Annotated in this window: 24 protein-coding genes and 1 pseudogene; 16 read left to right on the top strand and 9 right to left on the bottom strand. The window is 65.8% G+C overall.

The genetic code is table 11. The features are described 5' to 3' along the window. Positions 1 to 103: pseudogene (locus B4U45_RS30250) on the bottom strand (hypothetical protein); the annotation flags it as partial. Between B4U45_RS30250 and B4U45_RS02430 the strand changes: the two are divergent. Continuing rightward, positions 82 to 1,470, top strand: a complete 1,389-nt coding sequence (locus B4U45_RS02430) for a hypothetical protein (RefSeq protein ID WP_219859304.1) — start codon at positions 82 to 84, stop codon at positions 1,468 to 1,470. The pseudogene B4U45_RS30250 and the gene B4U45_RS02430 sit on opposite strands and share 22 nt — an antisense overlap. A 56-nt stretch (positions 1,471 to 1,526) precedes the next feature. Here B4U45_RS02430 and B4U45_RS02425 read toward each other — a convergent pair whose 3' ends face one another. Genes B4U45_RS02425 through B4U45_RS02415 form a run of 3 tightly spaced genes read right to left on the bottom strand, consistent with a single transcriptional unit; the run spans position 1,527 to position 3,945 of the window. After that, positions 1,527 to 2,609, bottom strand: coding sequence for a quinone-dependent dihydroorotate dehydrogenase (locus B4U45_RS02425; RefSeq protein ID WP_075547434.1), 1,083 nt, complete (start codon positions 2,607 to 2,609; stop codon positions 1,527 to 1,529). Between the two features lie 26 nt (positions 2,610 to 2,635). Beyond that, complete coding sequence (locus B4U45_RS02420) at positions 2,636 to 2,842, bottom strand: DUF5703 family protein (RefSeq protein WP_042311690.1); 207 nt, start codon at positions 2,840 to 2,842, stop codon at positions 2,636 to 2,638. Positions 2,843 to 2,895: 53 nt separating this feature from the next. Then, entirely contained in the window at positions 2,896 to 3,945 is a 1,050-nt protein-coding gene (locus B4U45_RS02415) for a YncE family protein (protein ID WP_183155011.1), read from the bottom strand. Positions 3,946 to 4,077: 132 nt separating this feature from the next. Between B4U45_RS02415 and B4U45_RS02410 the strand changes: the two genes are divergently transcribed. From B4U45_RS02410 to B4U45_RS02370, 9 genes are all read left to right on the top strand, one after another. After that, the gene (locus tag B4U45_RS02410; RefSeq protein ID WP_075547400.1) at positions 4,078 to 4,380 is read left to right on the top strand and encodes a hypothetical protein; all 303 of its coding nucleotides are present in this window, start codon (positions 4,078 to 4,080) and stop codon (positions 4,378 to 4,380) included. 61 nt (positions 4,381 to 4,441) lie between these two features. Beyond that, entirely contained in the window at positions 4,442 to 5,272 is an 831-nt protein-coding gene (locus tag B4U45_RS02405) for an undecaprenyl-diphosphate phosphatase (protein WP_122511443.1), read from the top strand. After that, positions 5,269 to 5,997, top strand: coding sequence for a histidine phosphatase family protein (locus B4U45_RS02400; RefSeq protein ID WP_075547402.1), 729 nt, complete (start codon positions 5,269 to 5,271; stop codon positions 5,995 to 5,997). The genes B4U45_RS02405 and B4U45_RS02400 overlap by 4 nt, the downstream gene beginning before the upstream one ends. Positions 5,998 to 6,059: 62 nt before the next feature. Next, complete coding sequence (locus B4U45_RS02395) at positions 6,060 to 6,647, top strand: DUF3090 domain-containing protein (protein ID WP_023364713.1); 588 nt, start codon at positions 6,060 to 6,062, stop codon at positions 6,645 to 6,647. Beyond that, complete coding sequence (locus B4U45_RS02390) at positions 6,631 to 7,446, top strand: SCO1664 family protein (protein WP_075547403.1); 816 nt, start codon at positions 6,631 to 6,633, stop codon at positions 7,444 to 7,446. The genes B4U45_RS02395 and B4U45_RS02390 overlap by 17 nt, the downstream gene beginning before the upstream one ends. A gap of 41 nt (positions 7,447 to 7,487) precedes the next feature. Beyond that, on the top strand, positions 7,488 to 8,288 hold the full coding sequence (locus tag B4U45_RS02385) for a 3'(2'),5'-bisphosphate nucleotidase CysQ (protein ID WP_075547436.1): 801 nt from the start codon (positions 7,488 to 7,490) through the stop codon (positions 8,286 to 8,288). Between the two features lie 292 nt (positions 8,289 to 8,580). Then, a complete protein-coding gene (gene mshC / locus B4U45_RS02380) occupies positions 8,581 to 9,825 on the top strand; it encodes a cysteine--1-D-myo-inosityl 2-amino-2-deoxy-alpha-D-glucopyranoside ligase (RefSeq protein ID WP_075547404.1) in 1,245 nt (414 codons plus the stop codon). Between the two features lie 24 nt (positions 9,826 to 9,849). Further along, on the top strand, positions 9,850 to 10,731 hold the full coding sequence (locus B4U45_RS02375) for an SDR family oxidoreductase (RefSeq protein WP_219859303.1): 882 nt from the start codon (positions 9,850 to 9,852) through the stop codon (positions 10,729 to 10,731). Positions 10,732 to 10,762: 31 nt separating this feature from the next. Beyond that, positions 10,763 to 11,974 carry an FAD-dependent monooxygenase gene (locus tag B4U45_RS02370; protein WP_075547406.1) on the top strand — a complete coding sequence of 404 codons (1,212 nt, stop codon included), beginning with the start codon at positions 10,763 to 10,765 and terminating at the stop codon, positions 11,972 to 11,974. On the opposite strand, the gene B4U45_RS02365 is transcribed toward B4U45_RS02370, so the two are convergent. Then, positions 11,971 to 12,855 carry a PAC2 family protein gene (locus tag B4U45_RS02365; RefSeq protein ID WP_371687234.1) on the bottom strand — a complete coding sequence of 295 codons (885 nt, stop codon included), beginning with the start codon at positions 12,853 to 12,855 and terminating at the stop codon, positions 11,971 to 11,973. The genes B4U45_RS02370 and B4U45_RS02365 overlap by 4 nt on opposite strands. A gap of 89 nt (positions 12,856 to 12,944) precedes the next feature. Here B4U45_RS02365 and metH point away from each other — a divergent pair, with 89 nt between their 5' ends. Both metH and B4U45_RS02355 read left to right on the top strand, forming a co-directional pair. Continuing rightward, entirely contained in the window at positions 12,945 to 16,532 is a 3,588-nt protein-coding gene (gene metH, locus B4U45_RS02360; RefSeq protein ID WP_075547408.1) for a methionine synthase, read from the top strand. Between the two features lie 327 nt (positions 16,533 to 16,859). Further along, entirely contained in the window at positions 16,860 to 18,086 is a 1,227-nt protein-coding gene (locus B4U45_RS02355; RefSeq protein ID WP_306770966.1) for a PPE family protein, read from the top strand. 75 nt (positions 18,087 to 18,161) lie between these two features. Here the strand turns inward: B4U45_RS02355 and B4U45_RS02350 are convergent, their stop codons facing one another. The 4 genes from B4U45_RS02350 to B4U45_RS02335 form a co-directional block, all read right to left on the bottom strand. Next, a complete protein-coding gene (locus B4U45_RS02350) occupies positions 18,162 to 20,516 on the bottom strand; it encodes an arylsulfatase (RefSeq protein ID WP_219859302.1) in 2,355 nt (784 codons plus the stop codon). Then, complete coding sequence (locus B4U45_RS02345; protein ID WP_075547410.1) at positions 20,471 to 21,130, bottom strand: alkaline phosphatase family protein; 660 nt, start codon at positions 21,128 to 21,130, stop codon at positions 20,471 to 20,473. The genes B4U45_RS02350 and B4U45_RS02345 overlap by 46 nt, the downstream gene beginning before the upstream one ends. A gap of 60 nt (positions 21,131 to 21,190) precedes the next feature. After that, positions 21,191 to 22,219 (bottom strand): hypothetical protein, encoded by a 1,029-nt coding sequence (locus B4U45_RS02340; protein WP_083154179.1) that lies wholly within the window; start codon positions 22,217 to 22,219, stop codon positions 21,191 to 21,193. Between the two features lie 545 nt (positions 22,220 to 22,764). Next, positions 22,765 to 23,112 carry a hypothetical protein gene (locus B4U45_RS02335; protein WP_075547412.1) on the bottom strand — a complete coding sequence of 116 codons (348 nt, stop codon included), beginning with the start codon at positions 23,110 to 23,112 and terminating at the stop codon, positions 22,765 to 22,767. 332 nt (positions 23,113 to 23,444) lie between these two features. Between B4U45_RS02335 and B4U45_RS02330 the strand changes: the two genes are divergently transcribed. The 4 genes from B4U45_RS02330 to B4U45_RS02315 all read left to right on the top strand — a co-directional run bounded on the left by B4U45_RS02330 (position 23,445) and on the right by B4U45_RS02315 (position 26,570). Continuing rightward, positions 23,445 to 23,726: a phosphoribosyl-ATP diphosphatase gene (locus B4U45_RS02330; RefSeq protein WP_023364701.1), complete on the top strand. Its 282-nt coding sequence runs from the start codon at positions 23,445 to 23,447 to the stop codon at positions 23,724 to 23,726. Positions 23,727 to 23,728: 2 nt separating this feature from the next. Beyond that, positions 23,729 to 24,583, top strand: a complete 855-nt coding sequence (gene hisG / locus B4U45_RS02325) for an ATP phosphoribosyltransferase (RefSeq protein WP_075547413.1) — start codon at positions 23,729 to 23,731, stop codon at positions 24,581 to 24,583. 125 nt (positions 24,584 to 24,708) lie between these two features. Further along, complete coding sequence (locus B4U45_RS02320) at positions 24,709 to 25,194, top strand: DUF4126 domain-containing protein (protein ID WP_075547414.1); 486 nt, start codon at positions 24,709 to 24,711, stop codon at positions 25,192 to 25,194. After that, a complete protein-coding gene (locus B4U45_RS02315; RefSeq protein ID WP_075547415.1) occupies positions 25,191 to 26,570 on the top strand; it encodes an FAD-containing oxidoreductase in 1,380 nt (459 codons plus the stop codon). Before B4U45_RS02320 ends, B4U45_RS02315 begins: the two co-directional genes overlap by 4 nt. Positions 26,571 to 26,891: the final 321 nt, after the last annotated feature.

Below are 26,891 nucleotides of genomic sequence, written 5' to 3'. Positions count from 1 at the left end.
GTTGCCCGGTGTGCGGATTGCACAGCGCGGTCAGACATACCACCATCAGGACGCCGAGCCCCACCAGTAGGCCGCTCAGGAATGACCGGGCACGTTCGGAGCGGCGCCGGCGTCGGTGGGGTCGGCGGTGGTCAAGGAGGCAACGGCGGGGTCGGTGGCAACGGCGGCGTCGGCGGCGCCGGCGGCACCAGCACGGGTACCGGGATCAACGCAGCGGGCGCCAATGGTGGCAAAGGCGGCACCGGCGGAGCCGCCGGAGCTGGCGGCTCGGGAACCGATGGCGGGGCGGCCGGGGCGATCGGCACCGGCGGCAAGGGCGGCACCGGCGGCACCGGCGGTAACGGGGGCACCGGCCAAGCCGGCGCCTCCGGGACCTCCCCCACCGCAGGCGGCCAGGGTGGCCGTGGCGGCGCCGGCGGCCAGGGCGGTGACGGCGGCGCGGGCATCGGGGGAGTCGGCGGCGGTCAAGGGGGCCAGGGCGGCGTTGGCGGCCAAGGCGGCGCCGGCGGCGCAGGCGGCAACAACACCGGAACGGGGATCAATGCGGGCGGCGCCGACGGCGGCAAGGGCGGCACGGGTGGCGTCGCCGGAGCTGCCGGCTCCGGAATCGACGGCGGCGCCGCCGGCGCGGTCGGCACCGGCGGCAAAGGCGGAATCGGCGGGACGGGCGGCAACGGCGGCATTGGCCAAGCCGGCACGTCCAACCCTTCACCGACTGCCGGCGGCCAGGGCGGCGCCGGCGGCAGAGGTGGTCAGGGCGGTGACGGCGGCGCGGGCATCATCGGCGGCGTCGGCGGGGGCCAAGGCGGCACCGGAGGCGCCGGTGGCCAGGGCGGTGTTGGCGGCGCCGGCGGCAACAACACCAGCAGCACCACCGCTAACGGCGCAGCCGGTGGTCGGGGCGGCAGCGGCGGCGCCGCCGGAACCGGCGGGGTCGGCGGAGACGGCGGCGGCACCGGCGGCATCGGCGGTCAAGGCGGGGCCGGCGGTACCGGCGGCACCGGCGGCTCCGGCAGCGTCAGCGGCACCGGCGGCAGCGGCGGTACCGGCGGCACCGCGGGCGCCGGCGGTCAAGGCGGGGCCGGCGCCTCCAACGGCATCGGCAACGCCGGCAACGGCGGCATCGGCGGGACCGGTGGCAGTGGCGGCACCGGTGGCCACGGCGGGTTCGGAAACGGCACCAAGAACAGCGCGGGCGCCGGCGGCAAAGGCGGCGATGCCGCTATCGGTGGCACGGGCGGAGCGGGCGGCAATGCAGTATTCGGCATCGGCGGTACCGGCGGCACCGGTGGCACCGGCGGCAACGGCGGCACCGGCGGTGACGGCGGTGGCGGATTCGGTAGCGTCGGCACCAGTGGCGGCGGCGGAAGCCCGGGCGCGGCGCCGCTGGGTTCCGCGGGCGGGGCGGGTGGCGGTGGCGGCTCCGCCGGCACCGGCGGAGCCGGTGCTCCCGCCCGATCACCCTTCTAATCACCCCCGGCGGGTGGCCGGGCCACGGCAGTTTGCACCGCTCGCGGCTACCAGGCCTAACCGGGCGGTTTCTCGACCTTCCGAACGGCCGAGCCCACCGCCTCACCCAGCGAGGCGAACCCGCCGTCATGCAGCCGGCGGGCAATCCCGTCGTGAATGTGCTTGGCCCACAAGGCCCCGCCGTAGATGAACCCGGTATAGCCCTGCAGCAGCGACGCGCCCGCGGTGATGCGCTCCCATGCGTCGTCGGCGGTCTCGATACCGCCCACGCTGATCAACACCAGGCGATCGCCGACCCGGTCGTAGAGCCGGCGCAGCACCTCGGTGGCGCGGCGTGCCACCGGCGGTCCGGAAATACCGCCGGCGCCCAGCTCGTCGACTCCGGGGGTCGCCAGGCCGTCCCGCGACACCGTGGTGTTGGTCGCGACGATCCCGGCAACACCCAACTCGACCGCCAGGTCCGCAATGTCGTCGATGTCGGAGTCGGCGAGATCCGGCGCGATCTTGACCAGCACCGGAGTCGAGGTTTCGGCCAGCACGGCGGCCAGGATGGGTCGAAGTGACTCCACCGCCTGCAAATCCCGCAGCCCAGGTGTGTTCGGCGAACTGACGTTGACCACAAGGTAGGAGGCCAGCGGGCCGACCAGTCGGGCACTGGCCCGGTAGTCGTCAACCGCTTCGCCGGCGGGCGTCGTCTTGCTCTTGCCGATGTTGACCCCGATCGGCACCCGGGGTCGATGCCGGGTGAGCCGAATCGCGAGCGCTCCGGCGCCGTGGTTGTTGAATCCCATCCGATTGAGCAGCGCGTGGTCGGCGGGCAGCCGGAACATGCGCGGCGGCGGGTTTCCGGGTTGCGGATGCGCGGTGACGGTTCCCACCTCGGCATAGCCGAATCCCATCGCGGCCCAGGTGTCCAGCCCGGTGCCGTCCTTGTCGAAACCCGCGGCCAGCCCCAGCGGTCCGGGAAAGCGCACCCCGAACACGGTGCTGGCCAGTACTGGATCCGTCGGGCCCAGGCATCGGCTCAGCACCCGGCGTGCCGGCGCGACGGCGGTGACGGCACGTAGCACGGCGAAGACGAATGTGTGGGCACGCTCGGGCTGAAGGAGGAACAGCAGCCGCCGCACCAGGCCGTAGATCCAACCGTGGCGCCGGTCGCCGACCGTCACGGTTCCGGCTGGTCGGACGACGCATTGTCCAGTCGAGACTTCTTGCGGCGCAACAACACCCGTCTGCTGCCGTCGGTATAGAGCCGCACCCGTGTCAGCTCCCAGCCGCGGTACTCGGCCTCGATGGACAACCGGGTGGACGCGCTCAGCCTGGTCACTTCCGGCGGCAGGCGTAACGGCGCCCACTCATATTCGTCCGACATGTCAGTATCCCAGCCCGCGGGCAGCCGGCTCCGTCTCGGCGCGGGCCGGCCTTTCACGCGGCACCCGCCGCATGGTCGATGACCTGGACCCCGGCGCCCGACCCCGACACCACGTACAAGGTGCCCGACGCATCGTCGAAGGCCAGCGAGTTGGGTTGCTGCACAGTTGGGTAACGCACCTTTTCCACGGGTATTCCGGTGGACAGATCGTAACCAATGACGACGTTGGACGCGGTTTGGGATACCCAGGCCAGCTCGCGGGAGCCGACCAGCCCATACGGGGCCTGCGGCACGGGGTAGGCCTGGCGCAGGATCAGCGGGTCGATACCGTATACCAGCAGTTGGCCGCCGCGAGTGTCGGCGACCAGTACCCGGCCCAGCGGATCGGCGGCCAGGGTAGTGGCGCCCTCTCCGGCGCGCAGTGCCTGCTGGACGCGACCGTCGGCGCCGACCGTCGTCACCGACGTCTGGCCGCGATCCAAGACCGCAGCGATATTTCCTTGTGTCACAAGGGAATCCACGCGCGCAAAGATCTTGATCCGGTTGGCTGTCCGGGCAGTGCCGGAGTTCGTGGAATCCAGGATGTAGACCGCGCCGTCGGCGCTGCCCAGCACCAGCTTGCCGTCGGCGCGCCGCGCGATCGCGGTGAACTCGGTGCCCGCGGCGTCTGCGACGCTGACCTGCGTGATGCGGCCGGCGGACAGGTCGACCACGAAGTAACCACCCCGGGTGGCCAGGTAGGCGGTGCCGCGGTTGTCGCAGGTCACCGCGGTCGCGGGCCCGGGCAGGCTGATCACGCGCGGCGGATTCCGCGCATCGTCGAACACGGTGATGCCCGATGGCGCGGACGGATCGGCGCCCGGGGTAAGAACCGCCAGCCGACGCGTGCCGTTGTCATACAGCGCCGCCTGTGGATGGCCGCTCAACGGCCGAATCACCCCCGCCGGCTCCTGGGAAACCGGCGGAGACACGGCAGGCTGCGCAGGCGGGATCGTCGGCGGCGCGGTTTGCAGCGGATTCGACGAACAAGCCGTCACCAATGTCAGCAAAGCGGCAGCGGCCCAAAGGCAGCGTTGAGCTGCTTGCTTAGTAGCTGTCAGCAACTGCCTAGTCCTCCGAACGTCGAGCCTGGGTCCCACATCTCAAGGAATTTCGACTATCCATGTCGCGTCCGATCTCGTCATGTTGCCCACGAAAAGCGGTGCTAGAGAGGTCTGGAGAGGTATTGTCGCGGCATGACCGTCACTGCTGACCGGCATGTTGCAAACAAACAGTTTGCTATCGAAGACATGTCGACGGGCATCTTCGCCAGCGGCTATGGACAGGTCGGCGACGGACGCAGTTTTTCCTTCCACATCGAACACCGGTCGCTCATCGTCGAAATCTACCGGCCGCGCTTGACCGCGCCCGTCCCGCAGGCCGAAGACGTCGTCGCGCGGTCGGTTCGCAGTCTGGTCGATATCGATGTCACCGACGAGCGCAGCCTGGCCGCCGCGGTGCGTGATGCGGTCGCCCAGGCGGCACCCGTTTCGCGCTAGTCGCACCCGGTACCCGTGTGCCGTACCAGGTACGGTCGTCGTCGTGTCTGCGGTTGCGGCGATGTCCTGGTGGCAAGTCATTTCATTGGCGGTGGTGCAGGGCTTGACCGAGTTCCTGCCGGTGTCGTCCTCGGGGCATCTGGCGATCATGTCGCGGATCTTCTTCGACGACGACGCCGGCGCCTCGTTCACCGCGGTCACCCAGTTGGGCACCGAAGCCGCCGTCCTGGTGTATTTCGCGCGCGATATCGTGCGCATTCTGCGGGCCTGGGTAGACGGTCTGGTGGTCAAGTCGCATCGCAACGCCGACTATCGACTGGGCTGGTACGTCATCATCGGGACCATCCCGATCTGCATTCTGGGCTTGTTCTTCAAAGACGAGATCCGCTCCGGGGTCCGCAACCTGTGGGTGGTGGCGACGGCAATGGTGGTGTTCTCGGGGGTGATCGCACTCGCCGAATGCCTGGGTCGCCAGCGTCGTCACGTCGAGCAACTGAACTGGCGCGATGCCGTGGTGGTCGGCGTCGCCCAAACCCTGGCGTTGGTCCCGGGCGTCTCGCGGTCCGGGTCGACCATCAGCGCGGGCCTGTTTTTGGGGCTCGACCGCGAGTTGGCCGCCCGATTCGGCTTTCTACTGGCCATCCCCGCGGTGTTCGCCTCCGGTTTGTTCTCGCTACCGGACGCCTTCCACCCGGTGACCGAAGGGATGAGCGCGACCGGGCCGCAGCTGCTGGTGGCGACCCTGATCGCGTTCGTGGTCGGCCTGTCCGCGGTGGCGTGGTTCCTGCATTTCCTGTTGCGGCACAACATGTATTGGTTCGTGGGTTATCGGATCTTGGCCGGCGGAGCAGTGCTTGTGTTGCTGGCAACCGGGACGGTGGCCGCGACGTGACGGTCATCCTGTTGCGTCATGGCCGTTCCACCTCGAACACGGCGGGCATCCTGGCCGGCAGGTCCGAAGGCGTCGACCTCGACGACAAGGGGCGAGAGCAGGCGGCGGCCCTGATCGATCGGCTCGGTGACTTGCCGGTCCGCGCGGTGGTGTCGTCGCCGATGCTGCGGTGCCGCAGCACCGTCGAACCGTTGGCTGATGCGCTGTGTCTGGAGCCGCTCATCGATGACCGGCTCGCCGAGGTCGACTACGGCGAATGGACCGGCCGCAATATCGGCGACCTGACCAATGAGCCGTTGTGGCGGGTGGTTCAGGCGCATCCCAGTGCGGCGGTGTTTCCGGGTGGGGAGGGGCTGGCGCAGGTGCAGGCCCGCGCGGTTGCCGCGATCCGCGAGCACGACCGGCGGCTGGCCCTGGAATCCGAGGGCGACGTGTTATGGCTGGCCTGCACCCATGGGGACGTCATCAAGGCGGTGATCGCCGACGCCTACGGGATGCATCTGGATAGCTTTCAACGGATCACCGCCGACCCCGCGTCGGCAAGTGTGGTCCGCTACACCGAATTACGACCCTTCGTGCTGCACGTCAACCACACCGGGGCGCGGTTGTCGGCGGGGCTGCGTGCGGCGCCTCCGCCCACAAGGGAGCCTGGCAACGAGCAGGCGACGGAGTCGGACAGGCAGGTGCCATCCGGCGAGGCGGTGATCGGCGGTTCCACCGATTAGCACGATCGGCCTCCGCCGGCCCGGTCGATCCGGCGGCGTCTGCACGGTATTTTGGAGGTGCCATGGCCCGCGCTATTCACGTATTCCGCACACCCGACCGCTTCGTCGCCGGGACCGTTGGCCAGCCCGGAAACCGCACGTTCTACATCCAGGCGGCTCATGACGACCGGGTGGTCTCGGTGGTGCTGGAGAAGCAGCAAGTCGCGGTGCTGGCCGAACGCATCGGCGCGCTGCTGCTGGAGGTGAACCGCCGCTTCGGTACGCCGGTGCCCCCGGAGCCCGCCGAGGTCGAGGACCTGAATCCGTTGATCATGCCGGTGGACGCCGAGTTTCGGGTCGGGACGATGGGGCTGGGATGGGATTCCGAGGCCCAGACGGTGGTCGTGGAGCTGTTGGCCGTCACCGACGCGGAGTTCGATGCCTCGGTGGTGCTCGACGACACCGACGAGGGCCCCGACGCCGTACGGGTGTTCCTGACGCCGGAGTCGGCACGGCAGTTCGCTACCAGGTCCAACCGTGTCATCTCCGCGGGTCGTCCGCCGTGCCCGCTGTGTCAGGAACCGTTGGATCCGCAGGGACACATCTGCGCACGGACCAACGGGTACCGGCGCGACCTGTTGTTCGGGTCTGACGATGAACCCGAGCAATGACGAGGGTGAGGTGTTGCGCGACGGCGAGCTGACGGTCTTGGGCCGCATCCGCTCGGCGAGCAACGCGACATTTCTGTGTGAGTCCACGCTGGGCGACACGACCGTCCATTGCGTCTACAAGCCGGTGGCGGGTGAGCAGCCGCTATGGGACTTTCCCGACGGGACGTTGGCCGGCCGCGAACTCAGCGCCTATCTGGTGTCGGCGTGGCTGGGCTGGAACATCGTGCCCTACACCGTCATTCGTGACGGACCGGCGGGACCGGGCATGTTGCAGCTGTGGGTGCGGCAACCTGGTGACTCGTTGGGCGCCGATGCGCGTTCCGGGCCGGATTTGGTGGACCTGTTTCCCACCCGCAAACCGCAGCCGGGGTATCTGCCCGTGCTGCGCGCCTACGACTATGCCGGCGACGAGGTCGTGCTGATGCACGCCGACGACGACCGGTTGCGGCGGATGGCGGTGTTCGACGTCCTGGTCAACAACGCCGACCGTAAGGGCGGCCATATCTTGTGTGGTGTCGACGGCTGGGTGTACGGCGTCGACCACGGCGTGTGCATGCATGTCCAGGACAAGTTGCGCACCGTGCTGTGGGGGTGGGCGGGCAAGCCGATCGACGACCAGACGCTCGAGGCGGTGGCCGGGCTCGCCGATGCCCTCGCCGGACCGCTTGTCGATGCGCTGCGTGATCACGTCACCAGCGCCGAGATCGCGGCGCTGCGCCGGCGGGTGCGTGCGCTGCTGGACAGTCCGGTGATGCCCGGACCCAACCGTCATCGTCCGATTCCATGGCCGGCGTTCTAGGGCATGCGATTGGCCACCATGCATTCGGCGATACTGATCCGATGAGCCCGGCCGCCGATAACCAGCGTGCCGACCTGACCGACGCCGCACTGGCCGCTGGCCTCGCCGCGGAGGCCGGTGAGCTATTGCTTGCCGTGCGCGAGGAGATCGGTTTCGATTACCCGTGGGCGCTCGGCGAGGCCGGTGACGCCCGCGCGAACTCGCTACTGCTGCGCCGCTTGCGGGAGGAGCGGCCAGGTGACGCAGTGCTCAGCGAGGAAGCCCACGACGACTTGATGCGGCTGCGGTCCGACCGGGTGTGGATCGTCGACCCGCTGGACGGTACTCGCGAATTTTCGACGCGCGGCCGCGACGACTGGGCGGTTCATGTCGCCTTGTGGCAGCGCACCGCCGATGGCAGACCGCAGATCACCGACGCGGCGGTTTCATTGCCGGCCCGAGGGAACGCCGTGTACCGCAGCGACACTGTGACCGCCGACGCCGCGCCTGCCGGCATTCCAGACGTCATCAGAGTCGCCGTCAGCGCTACCCGGCCGCCGGCGATCCTGCATTACATGCGGCAGACGGTGGCTATCGAATTGGTGCGGATCGGCTCGGCGGGTGCAAAGGCAATGGCCGTGATCGACGGCTACGCCGACGCGTACTTGCACGCAGGGGGCCAATGGGAATGGGATTCGGCGGCGCCGGCAGGCGTGGTGCTCGCCGCGGGCATGCACGCATCACGGCTGGACGGCTCGCCGCTGCAGTACAACCAACTCGACCCCTACTTGCCCGACTTATTGATGTGCCGCAAAGAGCTGGCACCCGTCCTGCTTGGTGCCATCCGGCGAGCGTGGTGGTAAGCCGCCGGACAATCGTCGGCGGTAGGGGCGGTGAGCGTGTGTTCTGGGCGCCGAGTGGGCGTTGGTGGCGCCGAGTGTGCGCTCTGGGCGCCGAGCGTGCGCGCAGGGTGGGCCGACACGCAATCCAGTCGCCATAGCTGCACAACCAAAGTCCGGCGTTCACACTCGATGCACCGAGCCCGGCCGCTCGGAACGTGTGAGTCGCCGGGCCGGGCTTGATCGCCCGGCTCCTCCTCGCCCCGCTGCGCGGGCCGCTCGGAACGTTTGAGTCGCCGGGCCTAGAGTCGAGGGCATGCGGTCGTGGTCTTCTGCCCCGGTTCCCAACCTGCCGGGACGCGGGCCGGAGCTGCGGCTATACGACACCGCCGACCGGCAGGTGCGCCCGGTGACACCCGGAACCAGGGCGACCATGTATGTCTGCGGCATCACCCCCTACGACGCCACACATCTCGGACACGCCGCCACCTATCTGGCGTTCGACCTGATACATCGGCTGTGGCTGGATCTGGGCCACGACGTGCATTACGTACAGAACGTCACCGACGTCGACGATCCGTTATTCGAGCGGGCCGACCGCGACGGCATTGACTGGCGCGAGCTCGCCGAGCGCGAGGTCAATGTGTACCGCGCCGACATGGAGGCGTTGAGGGTGCTGCGGCCCCACGAGTATGTCGCGGCCACCGAGGCGGTCGCGGAAATGGTCGAGCTCGTCGAAAAGATGTTGGCGTCCGGCGCCGCCTACACCCTCGACCCGGAAATAGGGGAATATCCCGACATCTACTACCGGGCCGACGCGACCATGCAGTTCGGCTACGAGTCCGGCTGCGATCGTGACACCATGCTGAGACTGTTCGGGCAGCGCGGCGGCGACCCGGCCAGGCCCGGCAAGACCGACCAACTCGACGCCCTATTGTGGCGCGCCGCACGGCCCGGCGAACCCAGTTGGCCGTCGCCGTTCGGGCCCGGCCGACCGGGCTGGCACGTCGAATGCGCCGCTATCGCTCTCAGTCGGATCGGCAGCGGGCTCGACATCCAGGGCGGTGGCAGCGACCTGATTTTCCCGCACCACGAGTTCACCGCCGCCCACGCCGAATGTGTCACCGGTGAGCGGCGATTCGCCAGGCACTATGTGCACGCCGGCATGATCGGCTGGGACGGACACAAGATGTCCAAGAGCCGCGGCAATCTGGTGCTGGTGTCGACTCTGCGCGCCCAGGGCGTCGAACCGTCGGCCATCCGGCTCGGTCTGCTGGCCGGCCATTACCGGGAAGACCGCTTCTGGACCCAGGAGGTCCTCGACGAGGCCGCCGTCCGGCTGCAACGCTGGCGCACCGCGACCGCGCTACCCGCGGGCCCAGACGCCGCCGACGTTATCGCCCGGGTGCGCCGCTACCTGGCCGACGACCTCGATACACCCAAAGCCATTGCGGCGCTGGACGGTTGGACCACCGACGCGCTCGAATACGGCGGCCATGATGAGAGCGCGCCGGCGGCGGTGGCAACCACGATCGATGCGCTGCTGGGGGTAGGCCTGTAGGCGCGCAGTGGTACGTTTTCGGCCATGAGTTCGGTGCAGGACAAGGTCGTCTTCATCACAGGCGGTGCTCGCGGAATCGGAGCCGAGGTCGCTCGTCGGCTGCACAACAAGGGCGCCAAACTGGTGCTCACCGATGTGGGCACAGCGGAGCTCAGCTCCATTGCCGCCGAACTGGGCGGCGACGACCGGGTGCTCACCGTGGCGGCCGACGTGCGCGATCTGCCCGCGATGCAGGCCGCGGCCGACCAGGCGGTCAAAAAGTTCGGCGGCATCGACATCGTGATCGCCAATGCCGGCATCGCCAGCTACGGCTCCGTGCTCCAGGTCGATCCGGAGGCGTTCAAGCGGGTGCTGGACGTCAACGTGCTCGGCGTCTTTCACTCCGTGCGTGCCACCTTGCCGGCGGTGATCGAGCGCCGCGGCTACGTGTTGATCGTGTCGTCGCTGGCGGCCTACGCGGCGTCTCCCGGGCTGGCGCCCTACAACGCGTCCAAGGCCGCCGTAGAGATATTCGCTAACGCGCTTCGCTTGGAGGTGGCCCACCACGGCGTCGAGGTCGGCTCGGCGCACATGTCCTGGATCGACACGCCCTTGGTCCGCGACGCCAAGTCCGACCTGTCGGCGTTCACCGAACTCATTGCCAGACTGCCCTGGCCGCTGAACAAGACGACGTCGGTTCAGAAGTGCGCGGTGGCGTTCGTCGAGGGCATCGAGGCCCGCAAGACACGTGTCTTCTGCCCAGGATGGGTGGGCCTGTTGCGCTGGCTCAAGCCGGTGCTGTCGACGTCGGTGGGGGAACGTCCGATCCGCAAGACCGCGGCCGAGCTGTTGCCCCGCCTGGATGCCGAAGTGGCCGCGCTCGGTCGGTCTACCAGCGCCTACAACCAAGCCGTGAAGCAGAAATAGCCGACTCGGCGCTGCTGACGCTGGTGACGCGGTGAAAGTCGCCATCTGCGGCGCCGGAATCGCCGGGCTCACCCTGGCGGAGCGGTTGTCGGCGCTCGGCGCCGAGGTGGTGTTGCTGGAACGCTCGTCTACTCCCCGGTCGCAGGACTGCATGATCGACTTTTTCGGTCCAGGCTATGAGGCCGCCGAAGCGATCGGCGTCCTGCCAGCGATCCAGGAAGTCTCCTATCACGTCGGCACGGCAAGCCTGTTCGACCAGGACGGTCGCCGGCAAGCCCCGCTGCCCTACCAGCGCATGATCGCGGCACTGGCTGGTCGGCTATGCCGGGTCACGCAGACAGACCTGGAAAAAGTGTTGCGCGACAACCTGCCGCGGGACGTGCAACTGCGCTTCGGCACCCAGGTGTCGCAGGTGTCATCCGGTGACGACCGCGTGCTGGTGACCCTCGACGACGGCGAGCAACTGGAAGCCGATCTCCTGGTCGGCGCTGACGGGATTCACTCGACCGTGCGGTCCCTGGTATTCGGCGCCGAGTCGCAGTTTCTGCGCTACCTCGGATTCCATTTCGCCGCCTTCGTGTGCGACGCCCACGACCTCACCGATGCGAGCGGCCAGCATTACGTGGTGACCGACGCCGTGAGCCGTCAGGTGAGCGTGCACACCCTGCGGGACGGTCGGACGGCGGTGCTTGCGGTGTTTCGCGCGGCCGACCCCGAGATGCCAGGTGATAGCCGCGCCGTCCTGCGGGACGTCTTCGGGGGCATCGGCTGGTCGATTCCGGACGTACTCGACCGATGCCCGCCGGCAGCGGACATCCATGTCGAACCGGTAGCACAGGTCGAGATGACGTGTTGGCATCAGGACCGGGTAGTCCTGCTCGGCGATGCCTGCTCGGCGGTTTCACAGCTCACCGGACAGGGTCCGTCGATGGCCGTCGCGGGCGCCTACGTGCTGGCCGAACAGCTGCGCCGAACATCGTCGGTGGAGCGGGCGTTCGCTTTCTATGAGCGGCTGTGGCGTCCGGTGATCGAGGCGAAACAGGAAGCCGGCCGCGATACGGTCGACTGGCTCCTGCCGGGATCGCCGTCGAAGCTGTGGATCCGCCGCATGGCGCTGCGAATGGCATGGCTTCCCATGGTCAGCCGGCGCATCAACGCCCGGTTGATCGGCGAGCCACCCGCCGTGATCGCGATGCTGCGCAACGGGTCGCCGGCCGATCCGGCCGATCCGCGACCGGCTTAGCGCCCAAATCCTGGGCGGCGGCGCCGCAGATAGCGCTCGAACTCGGCGGCCAGCGCGTCACCGTCGATCGTGCCGAGCACGTCGTTGACGTCGACCGCGGCGTCGCCGTGCTGTTCCAGCGACTGCACGTACTCGGCCAGCTCGTCGTCTTCGGCGGCCATCTCGGTGATCTCGCGCTCCCAGTCTTCGGCCTGTGTCGGCAGGTCGCCCAGCGGCACCTCGACATCGAGCACGTCTTCGACGCGACGCAGCAGCGCCACCGTGGCTTTCGGGTTCGGTGGGTGCGACACGTAGTGCGGCACCGCGGCCCAGAACGTCACCGCCGGGATGCCCGCGGCCACGCATGCATATTGGAACACCCCGGCAATGCCGGTCGGCCCCTCGTAGCGGGTTTCCTGCAACCCGAAGATCCGTGCCGATTCGGCGGAGTACGCCGCACCCGACACCGGCACCGGGCGAGTGTGCGGGGTGTCGGCTAGCAGCGCTCCGAGAATGACGACGGTGTCCACATTGAGCTTGTCGACGATGTCCAGCAGCTCGGCGCAAAATGTGCGCCAGCGCATGTTCGGCTCCACCCCATGCATCAAGACCACGTCACGGTCGCTGCCGGGCGGCCGGCAGTGCGAGATGCGCATGGCCGGCCACTCCAGCTCCCTGGTGACGCCGTCGACCTGACGGATGACCGGGCGGTTCACCTGGTAGTCGTAGTACGCCTCGTCGTCGATCTCCACGATCGGACGCGCATCCCAGATGTCCGCCAAGTGCGCCACCGCATCGCTGGCCGCGTCCCCGGCGTCGTTCCAGCCCTCGAAAGCCGCCACGACGACGGTGTTGTGCAGGTCGGGCAGCAGGTGGCCGCCGTCGGGCTCAGCATCGGGCAGAGTCACACGATCAGCGTACGGCCTGGGCCTGACCTGTCAGAGCGCTGTCAACGACTGAGGCAAATCCATAGGCCGACTATCCTTGCCATGTGACTGCCGCGAACAAACCCCGCTACGACACTGATCTTCTTGACGTTTTGGCGCAGCGTGTGGTGGTGGGAGACGGCGCAATGGGCACCCAGCTGCAGGCCGCCGATCTCACGCTCGACGACTTCAGCAACCTGGAGGGCTGCAACGAGATCCTCAACGAAACCCGCCCTGACGTGCTGGAAACCATCCACCGCAACTATTTCGAAGCGGGTGCGGACGCCGTCGAGACCAATACCTTCGGCTGCAATCTGTCTAACCTGGGCGACTACGATATCGCCGATAAGATCCGCGACCTGTCCGAGAAGGGCACCGCGATCGCCCGCCGGGTGGCAGACGAGATGGGCACCGCCGAGCGCAGACGCTATGTACTCGGGTCGATGGGACCGGGCACCAAGCTGCCGACCCTGGGCCACACCGAGTACGCCGTCATTCGCGATGCCTACACCGAGGCCGCCCTGGGCATGCTTGACGGCGGGGCCGACGCGATCCTGGTGGAGACCTGCCAGGACCTGCTGCAGCTGAAAGCGGCGGTGCTGGGCTCGCGGCGGGCGATGAAGCAGGCCGGCCGCCACATTCCGGTGATCGCCCACGTCACCGTGGAAACCACCGGCACCATGCTGCTGGGCAGTGAGATTGGCGCGGCGCTGACCGCGGTCGAGCCCCTCGGTGTGGACATGATCGGCTTGAACTGCGCGACGGGCCCCGCCGAGATGAGCGAGCACCTGCGCTACCTGTCCCGGCACGCCCGCATCCCGGTGTCGGTGATGCCCAACGCCGGCCTGCCGGTGTTGGGCGCCAAGGGCGCCGAGTACCCGCTGCGGCCCGACGAGCTGGCCGAGGCGCTGTCCGGATTCATCGCCGAGTTCGGGCTGTCGCTGGTCGGCGGTTGCTGCGGCACCACGCCGGACCACATCCGCGAGGTGGCCGCCGTAGTCGCCGACGTCACGCGCCCCGAACGCCAGGTGAGCTACGAGCCGTCGGTGTCGTCGCTGTACAGCGCCGTGCCGTTCGCGCAGGACGCCTCGGTGCTGGTGATCGGCGAACGCACTAATGCCAACGGCTCCAAGGGTTTCCGCGAGGCGATGATCGCCGAGGACTACCAGAAGTGCCTGGACATCGCCAAGGACCAGACCCGCGACGGCGCGCACCTGCTGGACCTGTGCGTCGACTACGTCGGCCGCGACGGTGTGGCCGACATGAAGGCCCTGGCCAGCCGGCTGGCCACGTCGTCGACCCTGCCGATCATGCTGGACTCCACCGAAACCCCGGTGCTGCAAGCCGGTTTGGAACACCTCGGTGGCCGTTGCGCGATCAACTCAGTCAACTACGAGGACGGCGACGGACCGGAGTCGCGCTTTGCCAAGACCATGGAGCTGGTCGCCGAACACGGCGCGGCCGTCGTGGCACTGACCATCGACGAAGAGGGCCAGGCCCGCACCGCCGAGAAGAAGGTCGAGATCGCCGAGCGGCTGATCAATGACATCACCGGCAACTGGGGCGTCGACGAGTCGTCGATTCTCATCGACACCTTGACCTTCACCATCGCCACCGGGCAGGAGGAATCACGCAAAGACGGCGTCGAAACCATCGAGGCCATCCGGGAATTGAAGAGACGCCACCCGAAGGTGCAGACCACGCTCGGGCTGTCCAACATCTCCTTCGGGCTCAATCCCGCTGCGCGCCAAGTGCTCAACTCGGTGTTCCTGCACGAATGCCAGGAAGCCGGGCTGGATTCGGCGATCGTGCACGCCTCGAAGATCCTGCCGATGAACCGGATCCCGGACGAGCAACGCAACGTGGCACTGGACCTGGTCTATGACCGCCGCCGTGACGGCTACGACCCGCTGCAGGAGCTGATGCGCCTCTTCGAGGGCGTGTCGGCGGCGTCGTCGAAGGAATCTCGTGCCGCCGAACTCGCCAAGCTGCCGCTGTTCGAGCGGCTGGCGCAACGCATCGTCGACGGCGAACGCAACGGCCTGGAAGCCGATCTCGACGAGGCGATGACCCAGAAGCCGCCGCTGGAGATCATCAACGAGAACCTGCTGGCCGGCATGAAGACGGTCGGTGAGCTGTTCGGCTCGGGCCAGATGCAGCTGCCGTTCGTGTTGCAGTCCGCCGAGGTGATGAAGACCGCCGTGGCGTATCTGGAGCCGCATATGGAGAAATCCGAGGACGACACGGGTAAGGGCCGGATCGTGCTGGCCACAGTCAAGGGCGACGTCCACGATATCGGCAAGAACCTGGTCGACATCATCTTGAGCAACAACGGCTACGAGGTTGTCAACATCGGCATCAAGCAGCCCATCGCCACCATTCTCGAAGTCGCCGAAGACAAGAGCGCCGACGTCGTGGGAATGTCGGGCCTGCTGGTGAAATCCACTGTGGTGATGAAGGAAAACCTCGAGGAGATGAACACCCGGGGGGTCGCCGAAAAATTCCCGGTGCTGCTCGGGGGCGCGGCATTGACCCGCAGCTATGTCGAAAACGACCTCGCCGACATCTACGAAGGCGAAGTGCACTACGCGCGTGACGCTTTCGAGGGCCTCAAGCTCATGGACACCATCATGAGCGCCAAGCGGGGCGAAGCGCCCGACGACGACAGCCCCGAAGCGGTCAAGGCCCGCGAGAAGGAAGCCGAGCGCAAGGCCCGTCACGAACGGTCCAAACGCATTGCCGCGCAACGCAAAGCTGCCGAAGAGCCGGTCGAAATCCCGGAACGCTCCGATGTCGCGGCTGATATCGAGGTGCCGGCCCCGCCGTTCTGGGGTTCGCGGATCGTCAAGGGCCTGGCTGTCGCCGACTACACGGGTATGCTCGACGAGCGCGCATTGTTCCTGGGCCAGTGGGGATTACGGGGAACACGTGGCGGTCCCAATAGTGAGGGCCCATCGTACGAAGACCTCGTCGAGACCGAAGGACGGCCGCGGCTGCGCTACTGGCTGGATCGGTTGTCCACCGACGGTATCCTGGCGCACGCCGCCGTCGTCTACGGTTACTTCCCGGCGGTGTCCGACGGCGATGAGGTCGTGGTGCTCACCGAGCCCGCACCCGACGCCGAGGAACGGTACCGCTTCCGGTTCCCGCGCCAGCAGCGCGGCCGGTTCTTGTGTATCGCCGATTTCGTCCGGTCCCGCGAGCTGGCTAACGAGCGCGGCGAAGTCGATGTGCTGCCGTTCCAGCTGGTCACCATGGGCAAGCCAATCGCAGACTTCGCTAACGAGTTGTTCGCGGCCAACTCGTACCGCGATTATCTCGAAGTGCACGGTATCGGCGTGCAGCTCACCGAAGCGCTGGCCGAATATTGGCACCGGCGCATCCGAGAGGAGCTCCGGTACTCGGCCGACCGCACGATGGCGGCCGAGGACCCCGACGCCGTCGAGGACTATTTCAAGCTGGGTTACCGGGGTGCCCGGTTCGCTTTCGGGTACGGGGCATGCCCGGACCTCGAGGACCGCGCCAAAATGATGGAGCTGCTGGAGCCCGACCGCATCGGCGTGACGTTATCCGAGGAGTTGCAGCTGCATCCCGAGCAGTCGACCGACGCGTTCGTCCTGCACCATCCCGAGGCCAAATACTTCAACGTCTGACTCGGCCAGCGGTAACGGCGGACCGGCTATCGCGAATTCCTTCGCCGCAGGCTGGTCGCGATCGATCTACGATCAACTCGATCACACGCTGTTTGTCCGCCGATCGGGGGACAGCGGAATCCGCATACCGGTGGATACCGCCCATCCTCGTTTACCGAAACAATCCCTTAAATTCACCAGGATTTTCCGGCGCGAAATCGAAGGCGCCGGTTCGTTAATGGCCATAGCTGCGATGCAGCTGTGTGAGGGGGTCGAAGTGACGTCGAGTTCCGCACGGCGGCCGTGGGACACAGAAAAGAAGTTGTGCCGGTGAGCGCGCCAGTGTGGATGGCGTCCCCGCCGGAAGTGCATTCGGCACTGCTGAGCACCGGACCCGGACCTGCGTCCCTGATTGACGCAGCCCAGGCATGGTCATCGTTAAGTGTCGAGTATGGCGCGGTGGCAGCCGAACTGACCGCGGTGATGACGGCAGTGCGGGCCGAAGCATGGTGGGGTACAGCCGCGGAATGTTGTGTCGCGGCCTATGCGCCGTATCTGACATGGGTGATGCAGGTGAGTGCCGATTGCGCTCAGCTCGCTGCTGTCCACGAGATCACGGCTTCGGCGTACAAGGCAGCGCTGGCTGCAATGCCTACACTGGGCGAGTTGGCTGCCAACCACGCCACCCACGCGGTGTTGTTGGCAACGAACTTCTTTGGTGTCAACGCGATACCGATTGCATTCAATGAGGCCGACTATGCGCGAATGTGGATCCAGGCCGCTACCACCATGACGGTCTATGAAACCATTTCTTCGCCCGCGCGTGCTTCGACACCGCACGCCGCGCCGGCGCCGGCCATCATCAAGCCCGGCGCCAGTGCCGCGGACGCCACTCAAGTAACCGTCACACCATTTCCTATCTGGCAGATTCTCGAAATACTGATGAACGGCATCGCCGGGGTATTGCATTACCTCAAAGAATCGCTGTTGGCTGCTGTTCTCGCATGGATTTTCATACCGCTATGCGTTGTGGCCGCGGCGGTTGCGCTCTTAACCGGACATGCTGTTCTGGCCGAACAATTCCTTGGCTTCATAATGAATCTTGCGATTATTCCCTTCCAATTCCTCGCCGAGGCCGGATTGATTTTCGTCATGGCCACGGTGGATATTTGCAAATTGGTGATCGCATGGTTTTTAGGGAATCTAGGATCTATGGGCGCAACGGGGTTGCTGACTCACTTGGCGACGACGACAGCGCTGTCCAGCGGTGCTGCGCTGGGCGTCGGCGCGTCGAAGGGCACGGCTGTGGCACTGGAGTTGGCGGCGGCGCCATATGGCGCTACGGCTGTTGGTGCCGTCGGGTCGCTTGCAACTGCTGGCGGCGTGGTTTCGCCCGCTCAGTTGGGCGGGGCGGTGGGCTTTGCCGGAACCGTCACCAGCGGGACCGTCCCGCAAGCCGCAGGGCTGACCACGCTGAGCGACGGTACACATGGTGACGGTGCGCGGGTACCCATGTTGCCAAGCGGTTGGGTGCAGAATGTGTGCGGTGACTCCACCAGTTGGGTGCCCGCCTGAAAGGTTGCTCTCGCGCGGGTCGACATGTGCTCTTGATCGCGGCTCACCTGAAGAGCACCAACGACATTCGCGGGGTTACTGCTTGGTGAGCGCGATCTTCATCTGGGCTTGGTAGTCCTCGACGTGCGCGCCGCTGACGTCGACAATCACCCGGTGGATTCGGCCGTCGAACGCAAACGGCGGACCATAGTCGGGGGTTACCGACGACCCGGTATTCGCGCCGACCAGCATCGCTCCGCCTTGGGCCAACCGAAGGGGTGTGGTTACCGGAAAATCGCCGCGGCCGACCGCAGCGCCATCGACGAACAGCGTCACGTCGCCGGGAGTGCCTCTGCCGTTCTTGAGATCCACCGGGCCCGTCGGGGTGAATTCCACGCTGAGGAAGTGCCGCCCCGGCGGGATCGGTTGCGCCGAGCGAATCGTGAAGATCTCCTTGGCGACGTAGTTGTGCGCATAGCAGAGCCGACGGTCCTTGACATACAAGGTGATTCCCCCGTCATTGCCGCCCATGGACAGCAGGACGCCCGACGACTCGTCGGTGAGCTCAACCGCGGCGTTGATCGAGTAGGCCCGGTTGAGGATCTTGGGTGCGGCGGCCGCGGGAATGGCCTGGGTGCCCGGATAGAGCACGTATCGAGTGCGGTTGGCGGCGGCGATCCGCGGACGTTCGACGAAAGCGCGGGCCAGGCCGCGGCTGTCGATCGGCAACACGTTGTATTTTCCGGCTTCGCTGTACCAGAGCGTGATCATCGCGATCAGCCGTGCCCGCTCCTGCCCGGCCAGGTTGGTGGTCTCGGCGGGATCCTGTGCGACGTGGTAGAGCTCCCATCCGGTGGCATCGAGCTGACTGAGCATCTCCGCGGTGATCACGTCGCCGAATTTGTGCTCGGATTCGGCGAATGAGGTTCCCGGCCAAGGGCATACCGCGCGCCACCCGTCGTGGTAGATCGAGCGGTGTCCCAGCATCTCGAAGTACTGGGCGAGGTGGCGGGTGGGGGCGGCGGCGTCGTCGAAGGTGTGCGCGAAGCTCACCCCCTCGATCGGCGACTGGGTGACACCGCCGATCGCCGTCGGCGGGTCGATGTGTAGCGCCTCGAGCACCGTCGGGACCATGTCGATGAGGTGGGGGTACTGGGATCGCACCTCGCCTCGCGCAGTGATACCGCGCGGCCAGGTGACGATCAACGGATCGCTCGAGCCGCCGCGGTAGGTCTCGCGCTTCCACCGCCGAAACGGGGTGTTGCCGGCGTGCGTCCAGCCCCAGGGGAAGTGGTTGAACACCGTGGGGCCGCCGATCTCGTCGATGCGGGCCAGTCCCTCCTCAACGGTGTCGGCGACGTTGTTGAAGAAGCGGACCTCGGTGACCGAGCCGGTGGGGCCTCCCTCGGCACTGGCCCCGTTGTCCGAGACCAGCATGATCACCGTGTTGTCGTACTCCTGCAGGTCTTTGAGGAACTGCACGAGTTCGCCGATGTAGTGGTCGGTGTGTTCGAGGAAACCGGCGAACACCTCCATCATCCGGGCGTAGAGCCGGCGTTCGTCGGCCGGCAGCGTCTCCCAGTCGGCGACATCGGGATCGGCTGCCGACAGCTCGGCCGTTGCCGGCAAAAGCCCGAGTTCCTTTTGTCGTCGGAACACCTGCTGGCGGTAGACCTCCCAGCCGGTGTCGAACTTGCCGGCATAGCGGTCGGCCCACTGTTTGGGCACATGGTGGGGCGAGTGCGTCGCGCCGGGGGCGAAGTAGAGGAAGAAGGGCTTGTCCGGGGCGACCTGCTTGGCGTCGGCAATCATGGTTTTTGCCTTAGTCACCAGGTCGGGGGTCAGGTGATAGCCCTGCTCCGGGGTGGCCTCGGGTTCGGTTTGGGAGTTGTCTCGCACCAGATCCGGGTAGTACTGGTGGGTGTCGCCGCCCAAGAAGCCGTAGTAGCGCTCGAACCCGCGTCCCAGCGGCCAGCGGTCGTAGGGCCCGGCCGCGGTCATCGTTTCCTCCGGCGCCAGATGCCATTTGCCGACGCAGTAGGTGTTGTAGCCCTGGGCCCGCAGAATTTCGGAGAGGAATCCGTTCTCGAAGGGTATGTAGCCGTCGGAGCCGGGGAATCCGGTCGACCCGTTGGTCAGACACGCCAAATGGTTGGAATGGTGGTTACGGCCGTTGAGGATGCAGGACCGCGACGGCGAGCACAGCGCGGTGGTGTGCATGTTGGAATACCGCAGGCCGTCGGCGGCCAGGGCGTCGATGTTCGGTGTCGAGATCGGACTGCCGTAGCAGCCCAGGTGCCCGTATCCGGTGTCGTCGAGCACGATGAAGACCACGTTCGGCGCGCCCTCGGGAGGTCGCTTGAAAGCCGGCCAGGCCGGCGTCGACTCGTCGGCGGTGCGGCCGATCACACCGGGAAACGTTGTGCCGGGCTGATATTCGGTGATTGCCATGACTTGGTCCTCGCTTCGGCTATCGGTGTCGGGCCGGGTTGAGCTGGTTCAGCAGCTCGTCGACATCGTGGCCGAAACTGCGCATCCGCGGCGGGAATTCGTGCAACGTCGCCAGGAACCGCATGACCTGCACCGCGGCGGGGCCGTAGAGCCAAGCGTGGTTTTTCCTGCCATTCGTCGAATCCTCGGGCTTTATGGAACCGTTCGAATGGGTCGAGCTTGAGGTTGGTGATCAGCGGGGTGGTCAGCTTCTGCTGGATGGCGTTGAACCACCGATCCTGGGTCTTCAACAGCACTTTCCAGTCGCCGTAACGCAATCCGTGCAGTGTCGTCTCGGTGAAGTAGTAGAACTCCATGCGTTTGGACTTGCCGCAGCCGGTGAGCAGGTCGGTCTGGTCCACTCCGTCAAGGTGCACGCGGTACTCGCGTCCGCCGATGGTGGCGCCCTTCTTGAGCGAGTCCACGAGATCCGGCTGGCCCAGCATCGACACGATGGTGGGAACCCAGTCCTCCATCGCCATGAACCCGCCGGTGGCGACCCCGGCCGGGATCACCCCGGGCCAGGGCACCACCGTCGGCACCCGGAACGCGCCCGCGTAGCCGCCAACGCCCATCTCCCGGGCGAACGGATGATTGCCGCCGTCGGGCCAGCTGTTGCAGTGTCAGCCGCAGCATCAGTCATCGTCGGACGACGAGTCATCAGCGGTGCTGTTTGGATCGTATGGACGTTCATATGGATATTGGGGCCGGGGGTTCTCTTGGCTATATGGGCGCGACTCTAACGCGCTAGGGGAACGAAGGAGAATCTCGGATCGCGAAAAGGGATTAGAATAATTGGCTATCGAATCATTACTGAATATGAGGTTACCGTCTTCGCTGGTAAAAATATACGTATCAAACGGGCGATTAATAGTATAGTCATGATTTTTGGGATAATCCGCCGAGGGGAACGGATTGCCAAGTTGGGAATCGCCATCAATGATGCTGCCGTCAGGATATGTGAAATCTACGTTAGACGGTTCCGGCTGGTAGTATACCTCAGGAATGCCCAGCTCATCGTTGCGAAAAGTGCTAGAGTTGTCGTTATTCGTTTGATTGTTGACGTCAGCCGTCCAGCTATCATTTGTGGAAATATCATTAGTATTCTGATCGATATAATAGTTGACTAAATTATTATCGATATCACTATTTGGATTATCGTCGATAGTCTGGTTATTAATCGGGTCGTCAACAGTGCGCACGTCGTAGTTGACGACCTGATCGTAATTGTTGTTACCGACATCCCCGTAGACGTTGTCCAGATAGTCATAGGTTATGGTGCTGCCGCTGGTGTCGATAATATCATTATTAACGTTTCCAGGCGAAATACTATTGCTATCGATGGTGTTTGAATTGTTGCTAGAATCACTACTATTGCTGCCGAAGTCACTGCTGTCGTGGTAATTGGAATTATCATTTGTGCAAGTGTCGAGTTTGAATCCGCCGTGACCGGTCAGTGTGATCGCCAGCCTGCCGGCGTTGATATTGGTGGCGGCACTGGTACCGGTCTCGATGGCGCCGGCGACGCCGCTGGTCAATGCTAGTGCGCCCAGCGCTACCATGGCGGCGCGTTTGTGGCGCTGTACTTTGGCGACGGTGGGCGGGAATTGCCTCACGTGGGATTCGGCGGGGCTATCGTCACCTTGCGGTGGCGGCATGAACATGAAGTCTGTCCTTTCATCGCGTTCATCTAATTGCCAAATTTGCTTAGGATTCGGGGTTTGTTGACCCCCGTCGGTTCGACCAGCGCCAATTGGCTATCAGGTGGGTGGAAATGCAGGTCGACCGACCGAACTCGACAATCGAGGATCAGGCATCGCCCCAACTTCGTTAGATCGCAAAGACTTACGAAACTGAACCACGCCGCAGTACGCGTGACAAGTCCCAGTCGATACATTTAATTGTCCGGACCTTAACTAAGGCTTATCAACCCAGTCCTCGCTCCGAGTGTGTGCCGTCGTCGCCGACGGTGCGCGCAATAAGCCGCCGTCGACGATGATGACCGGCATCGTCGCCGCGATGCATGACATCTTCTCTATCTCGCGGACGAGCAGCCCGGGTGGTGGCTGCCAGCAATGCAACGGCCATGATCTGGGCGTGGCGGCCGACACAAGACGCGACGAACAGCGTTACCCCGATGACGAGGACGCCCCCGGGCCGAGCGTGCGAGATCACCGAACAGGACCGACCCTGCTGGGGCGAAATATATTTAGCCGGAGAGGGTTTGGGCGGCTTCGATCGGCGCACTAAACGCAGCGTCGAGGCGGTGCCGGGAGCGCCGGTCGCGTTCATGGTGGGCGTCGGCAGCCACGAACCCGATCAGCTTCCCGAGGTCGTCTGTATTGGCCAACACGACAGCGCCGTCGGGGTAGGCGCAGCTGCCAAACACCAGGCGTTCAGCCCAGACTGACTGCGCTGATCTTGTCTTGAAATCGGCCGATGATCTGGGTGCGACGCTTCCCAAGAGATAATTCAACGAAGTTCGAATATCGAACGCGCCATGGTGTTCGACGGAAATCGCGGAGTGGTCTGGTTCGTCGATGCGCAGGACTCGCATAACTGCCGGGTATGTCGGCAGGGTATGAGGTCGCGGCAATAGCGGCGATCCTCCCGATCCGCTTGTCGATGATCTCAACGAGCCGAGGCCCCGGTCCCGGTTTAACCGTCAGATCGGTGGTGAAGATGGCCCACTATCCGTCGGGCCTCCGGGAAGAAACAGCCAGTTCAGATCCCCTGCACGACTGACTCGCCGGCGCAACCGCACCCGCGCACGATCGGATACCCTGCTCAGCGCTAACCCAGTCGCCGGCTCGCGCCCACGCAGGCGGACGGCCTCGACCACCGCAGAACAAGAGCCAACGAAACCGCCGTGACTCCGCTTGCCGGCGCATGAAACAATCGCTGGCCGTGAAGACCTTCGAGGATCTGTTCGCCGAACTCGGCGATCGTGCCCGCACCCGGCCCGCTGGCAGCGCTACCGTAGCTGCGCTGGACGCCGGGGTGCATTGGCTGGGCAAGAAGATCCTGGAGGAGGCCGGCGAGGTATGGCTGGCCGCCGAGCATGAAGCCAACGACGCCCTGGCCGAGGAGATCAGCCAATTGCTGTACTGGACGCAGGTGCTGATGATCTCCCGCGGACTGTCCCTCGACGACGTCTACCGGAAGCTGTGAGCATGTTGCGCGTGGCCGTTCCCAACAAGGGTGCGTTGAGCGAACCGGCCACCGAAATTCTGGCCGAAGCCGGCTACCGGCGCCGCACCGACCCCAAAGACCTGACCGTCATCGACCCGGTCAACAACGTCGAGTTCTTCTTCCTGCGGCCCAAAGACATAGCCATTTACGTGGGTTCGGGGCAACTCGACTTCGGGATCACCGGGCGCGACCTGGTCTGCGATTCCGACGCCCCGGTACGGGAACGTTTGGCTCTGGGCTTCGGGTCGTCGAGCTTCCGGTACGCCGGTCCCGCCGAGCGGGATTGGACGACGGCCGACCTGGCCGGAAAGCGGATCGCCACCGCCTATCCGAACCTGGTCCGAAAAGACTTGGCCGCCAAGGGCATTGAGGCAACCGTGATCCGGCTCGACGGCGCTGTGGAGATTTCGGTGCAACTCGGCGTGGCCGATGCCATCGCCGACGTGGTGGGCTCCGGTCGCACCCTGAGCCTGCACAATCTGGTGGCATTCGGCGAGCCGCTGTGTGATTCGGAGGCGGTACTGATCGAGGGCGCCGACCGGGACGGCGCGGGGCACAGCGAGGCGCGCGATCAGTTGGTCGCCCGGGTACAAGGTGTGGTATTCGGCCAGCAGTATCTGATGCTGGACTACGACTGCCCGCGTGCAGTGCTGCACCAGGCCACCACGATCACGCCCGGATTGGAGTCGCCGACGATCGCTCCGCTGGCCGACCCGGAATGGGTCGCGGTTCGTGCGCTGGTGCCGCGCCGCGGTGTCAACGGCGTCATGGACCAGCTTGCCGCCATAGGGGCCAAAGCGATTCTGGCGTCGGATATCAGGTTCTGCCGATTCTGACCGCGGTAATGCCCGGGCGGGCCGCCCCTGTGTTAGCGTCCGCGGTGGGCTGATTGCCGGTGGTCATCCATGGGCGGTCTCCGTATCGTCGCCAGGCTGTTCTTCTGTCCCCGGAAGGGATCGCTGTGACGCACGTACTCGTCCTCGTCCTAGCTTTGTTGATCGGCGTGGTCGCCGGGTTGCGATCGGTGACCGCTCCAGCGGCAGTCTCCTGGGCCGGCTACCTCGGCTGGTTCCCAACGTTGCAGCACACCTGGGCATCCTGGGTGGGCAACATCGTGACGGTGGTGACCCTGAGCGTCCTCGCGGTCGCCGAACTGGTCAACGACAAGCTTCCCAAGACGCCGCCGCGCACCGCCGCGCCGGTGTTCGCGGTCCGGATCATCCTGGGCGGGTTTGCCGGCGCGGTGATCGGCACCGCCTGGGGCTACAAGTTCGGCGGACTCGGTGCCGGGGTTGTCGGGGCGGTACTGGGTACCTTGGGCGGCTATCACGCGCGCCGTGGGCTGGTAGCCGCCAGCGGTGGCCGCGATCTGCCGATCGCCTTGCTCGAGGATTCGGTCGCCGTGCTAGGCGGTTTCGCCATCGTCGCATCGGCGGCCGCGCTATGACGCAGCGGTTCGACTCGATCATCGTCGGTGCTGGCCAGGCCGGGCCTTCGCTGGCGGGCCGCCTGACCGGCGCAGGTCAGCGGGTCGCCGTCGTGGAGCGCAAGCTGATCGGCGGCACCTGCGTCAACAACGGTTGCATTCCGACCAAGACGCTGGTGGCCAGCGCCCACGCGGCTCATGTGGCGCGCCGCGCTGCCGAATACGGGGTCGGCACCGGATCGGTCAGCGTGGACATGGCCAAAGTGAAGGCCCGCAAAGACGGCGTCATGCTCAATGACCGCAAGGCCGTCGAGGACTGGCTGGACAGCATGGACGGCTGCACCGTGGTCCGCGGGCACGCCCGATTCGAGGATCCGCACACGCTGCGTGTCGGTGATCAGTTGCTGCAAGCCGACCAATTCTTCCTCAACGTCGGCGGCCGCGCCGTGGCCCCCAACATTCCCGGGCTGGCCGACGTCGAGTTCCTCACCAACGTGTCCATCCTCGAACTCGACACGCTGCCTGAGCATTTGGTGATCGTCGGCGGAAGCTACATCGCGCTGGAGTTCGCCCAGATGTATCGCCGCTTCGGAGCGAAGGTGACGGTCGTGGAGCGCGGCCCACGCCTGGCGTCCCGCGAAGACGAAGACGTCTCGGCCAGCATCAGGGAGATCCTCGAAGCCGAGGGGATCGATGTCGTCGTCAACGCTAACGACGTACGACTTGCCAAGCGGGACAACGGTTGCGGAGGCTTCGAGCTGACTCCCAGTGCCGGTGCCGCGCCCATTGCGGGTAGTCACCTGCTGCTGGCGGTGGGCCGGAAGCCCAACACCGACGACTTGGGCCTGGAGGCGGCCGGCGTGCAGACCGACGCCCGCGGCTACATCGTGGTCGATGACCAGCTCAAGACCACCGTCGACCACATCTGGGCGCTGGGCGACTGTAACGGCAAGGGGGCCTTCACCCATACGTCGTTCAACGACTACGAGATCGTCGCCGCCAACTTGCTCGACGGGGATCCGCGTCGGGTGAGCGACCGCATCCTCACCTACGCCCTCTATATCGACCCGCCGCTGGGGCGCGCCGGCATGACCGTCGCTCAGGTTCGTGCGTCGGGCCGCAAGGCGCTGGTCGGTAAGCGGCCGATGAGCAAAGTCGGCCGGGCCGTGGAAAAGGGTGAGACGCAAGGCTTTATGAAAATCGTGGTCGATGCCGACACCCACGAGATTCTCGGTGCGGCCATCCTCGGCGTCGGGGGAGACGAGGTCATCCACGCCATTTTGGATGTCATGTCGGCAAAAGCGCCCTACACCACGCTGTCGCGCACCATGCACATCCACCCCACGGTCAGCGAGCTCGTTCCCACGATGCTGCAGGAGATGGCGCCACTGGACTAGGAAGGCGCTGATCTAGTAGCCCGAATTCTGGGCCGCAACTGCTCCATTTCCGGCACGCCGATAGCGTATTGCGCTTAAACCAGCTTGTGCTGGAAGGTGTTCGGGGGATTTCTCCGGTGTTCACCGAGTCGGATGTCCTGCCGCCGTATCGAGTGTGCAGTGACGGCTCTGAGAGTGTATGGAGGGCGGTGACCGCCGCGATGGGCCGCCCTGACGGCACACTCGGCGCCATCAGCGCACACTCGGCGCCGATCGCCTTGAGCACCAATTCCGTTGCGCCTCTTGCTTGATGCTGAAAGTACTCCGCCGAAAACAGCGTGG

The organism is Mycobacterium persicum (assembly GCF_002086915.1).
Lineage (GTDB): Bacteria > Actinomycetota > Actinomycetes > Mycobacteriales > Mycobacteriaceae > Mycobacterium > Mycobacterium persicum.
The sequence above is the reverse complement of the archived record's forward strand: the minus strand, read 5'-3'. Positions and strand labels throughout refer to the sequence as shown.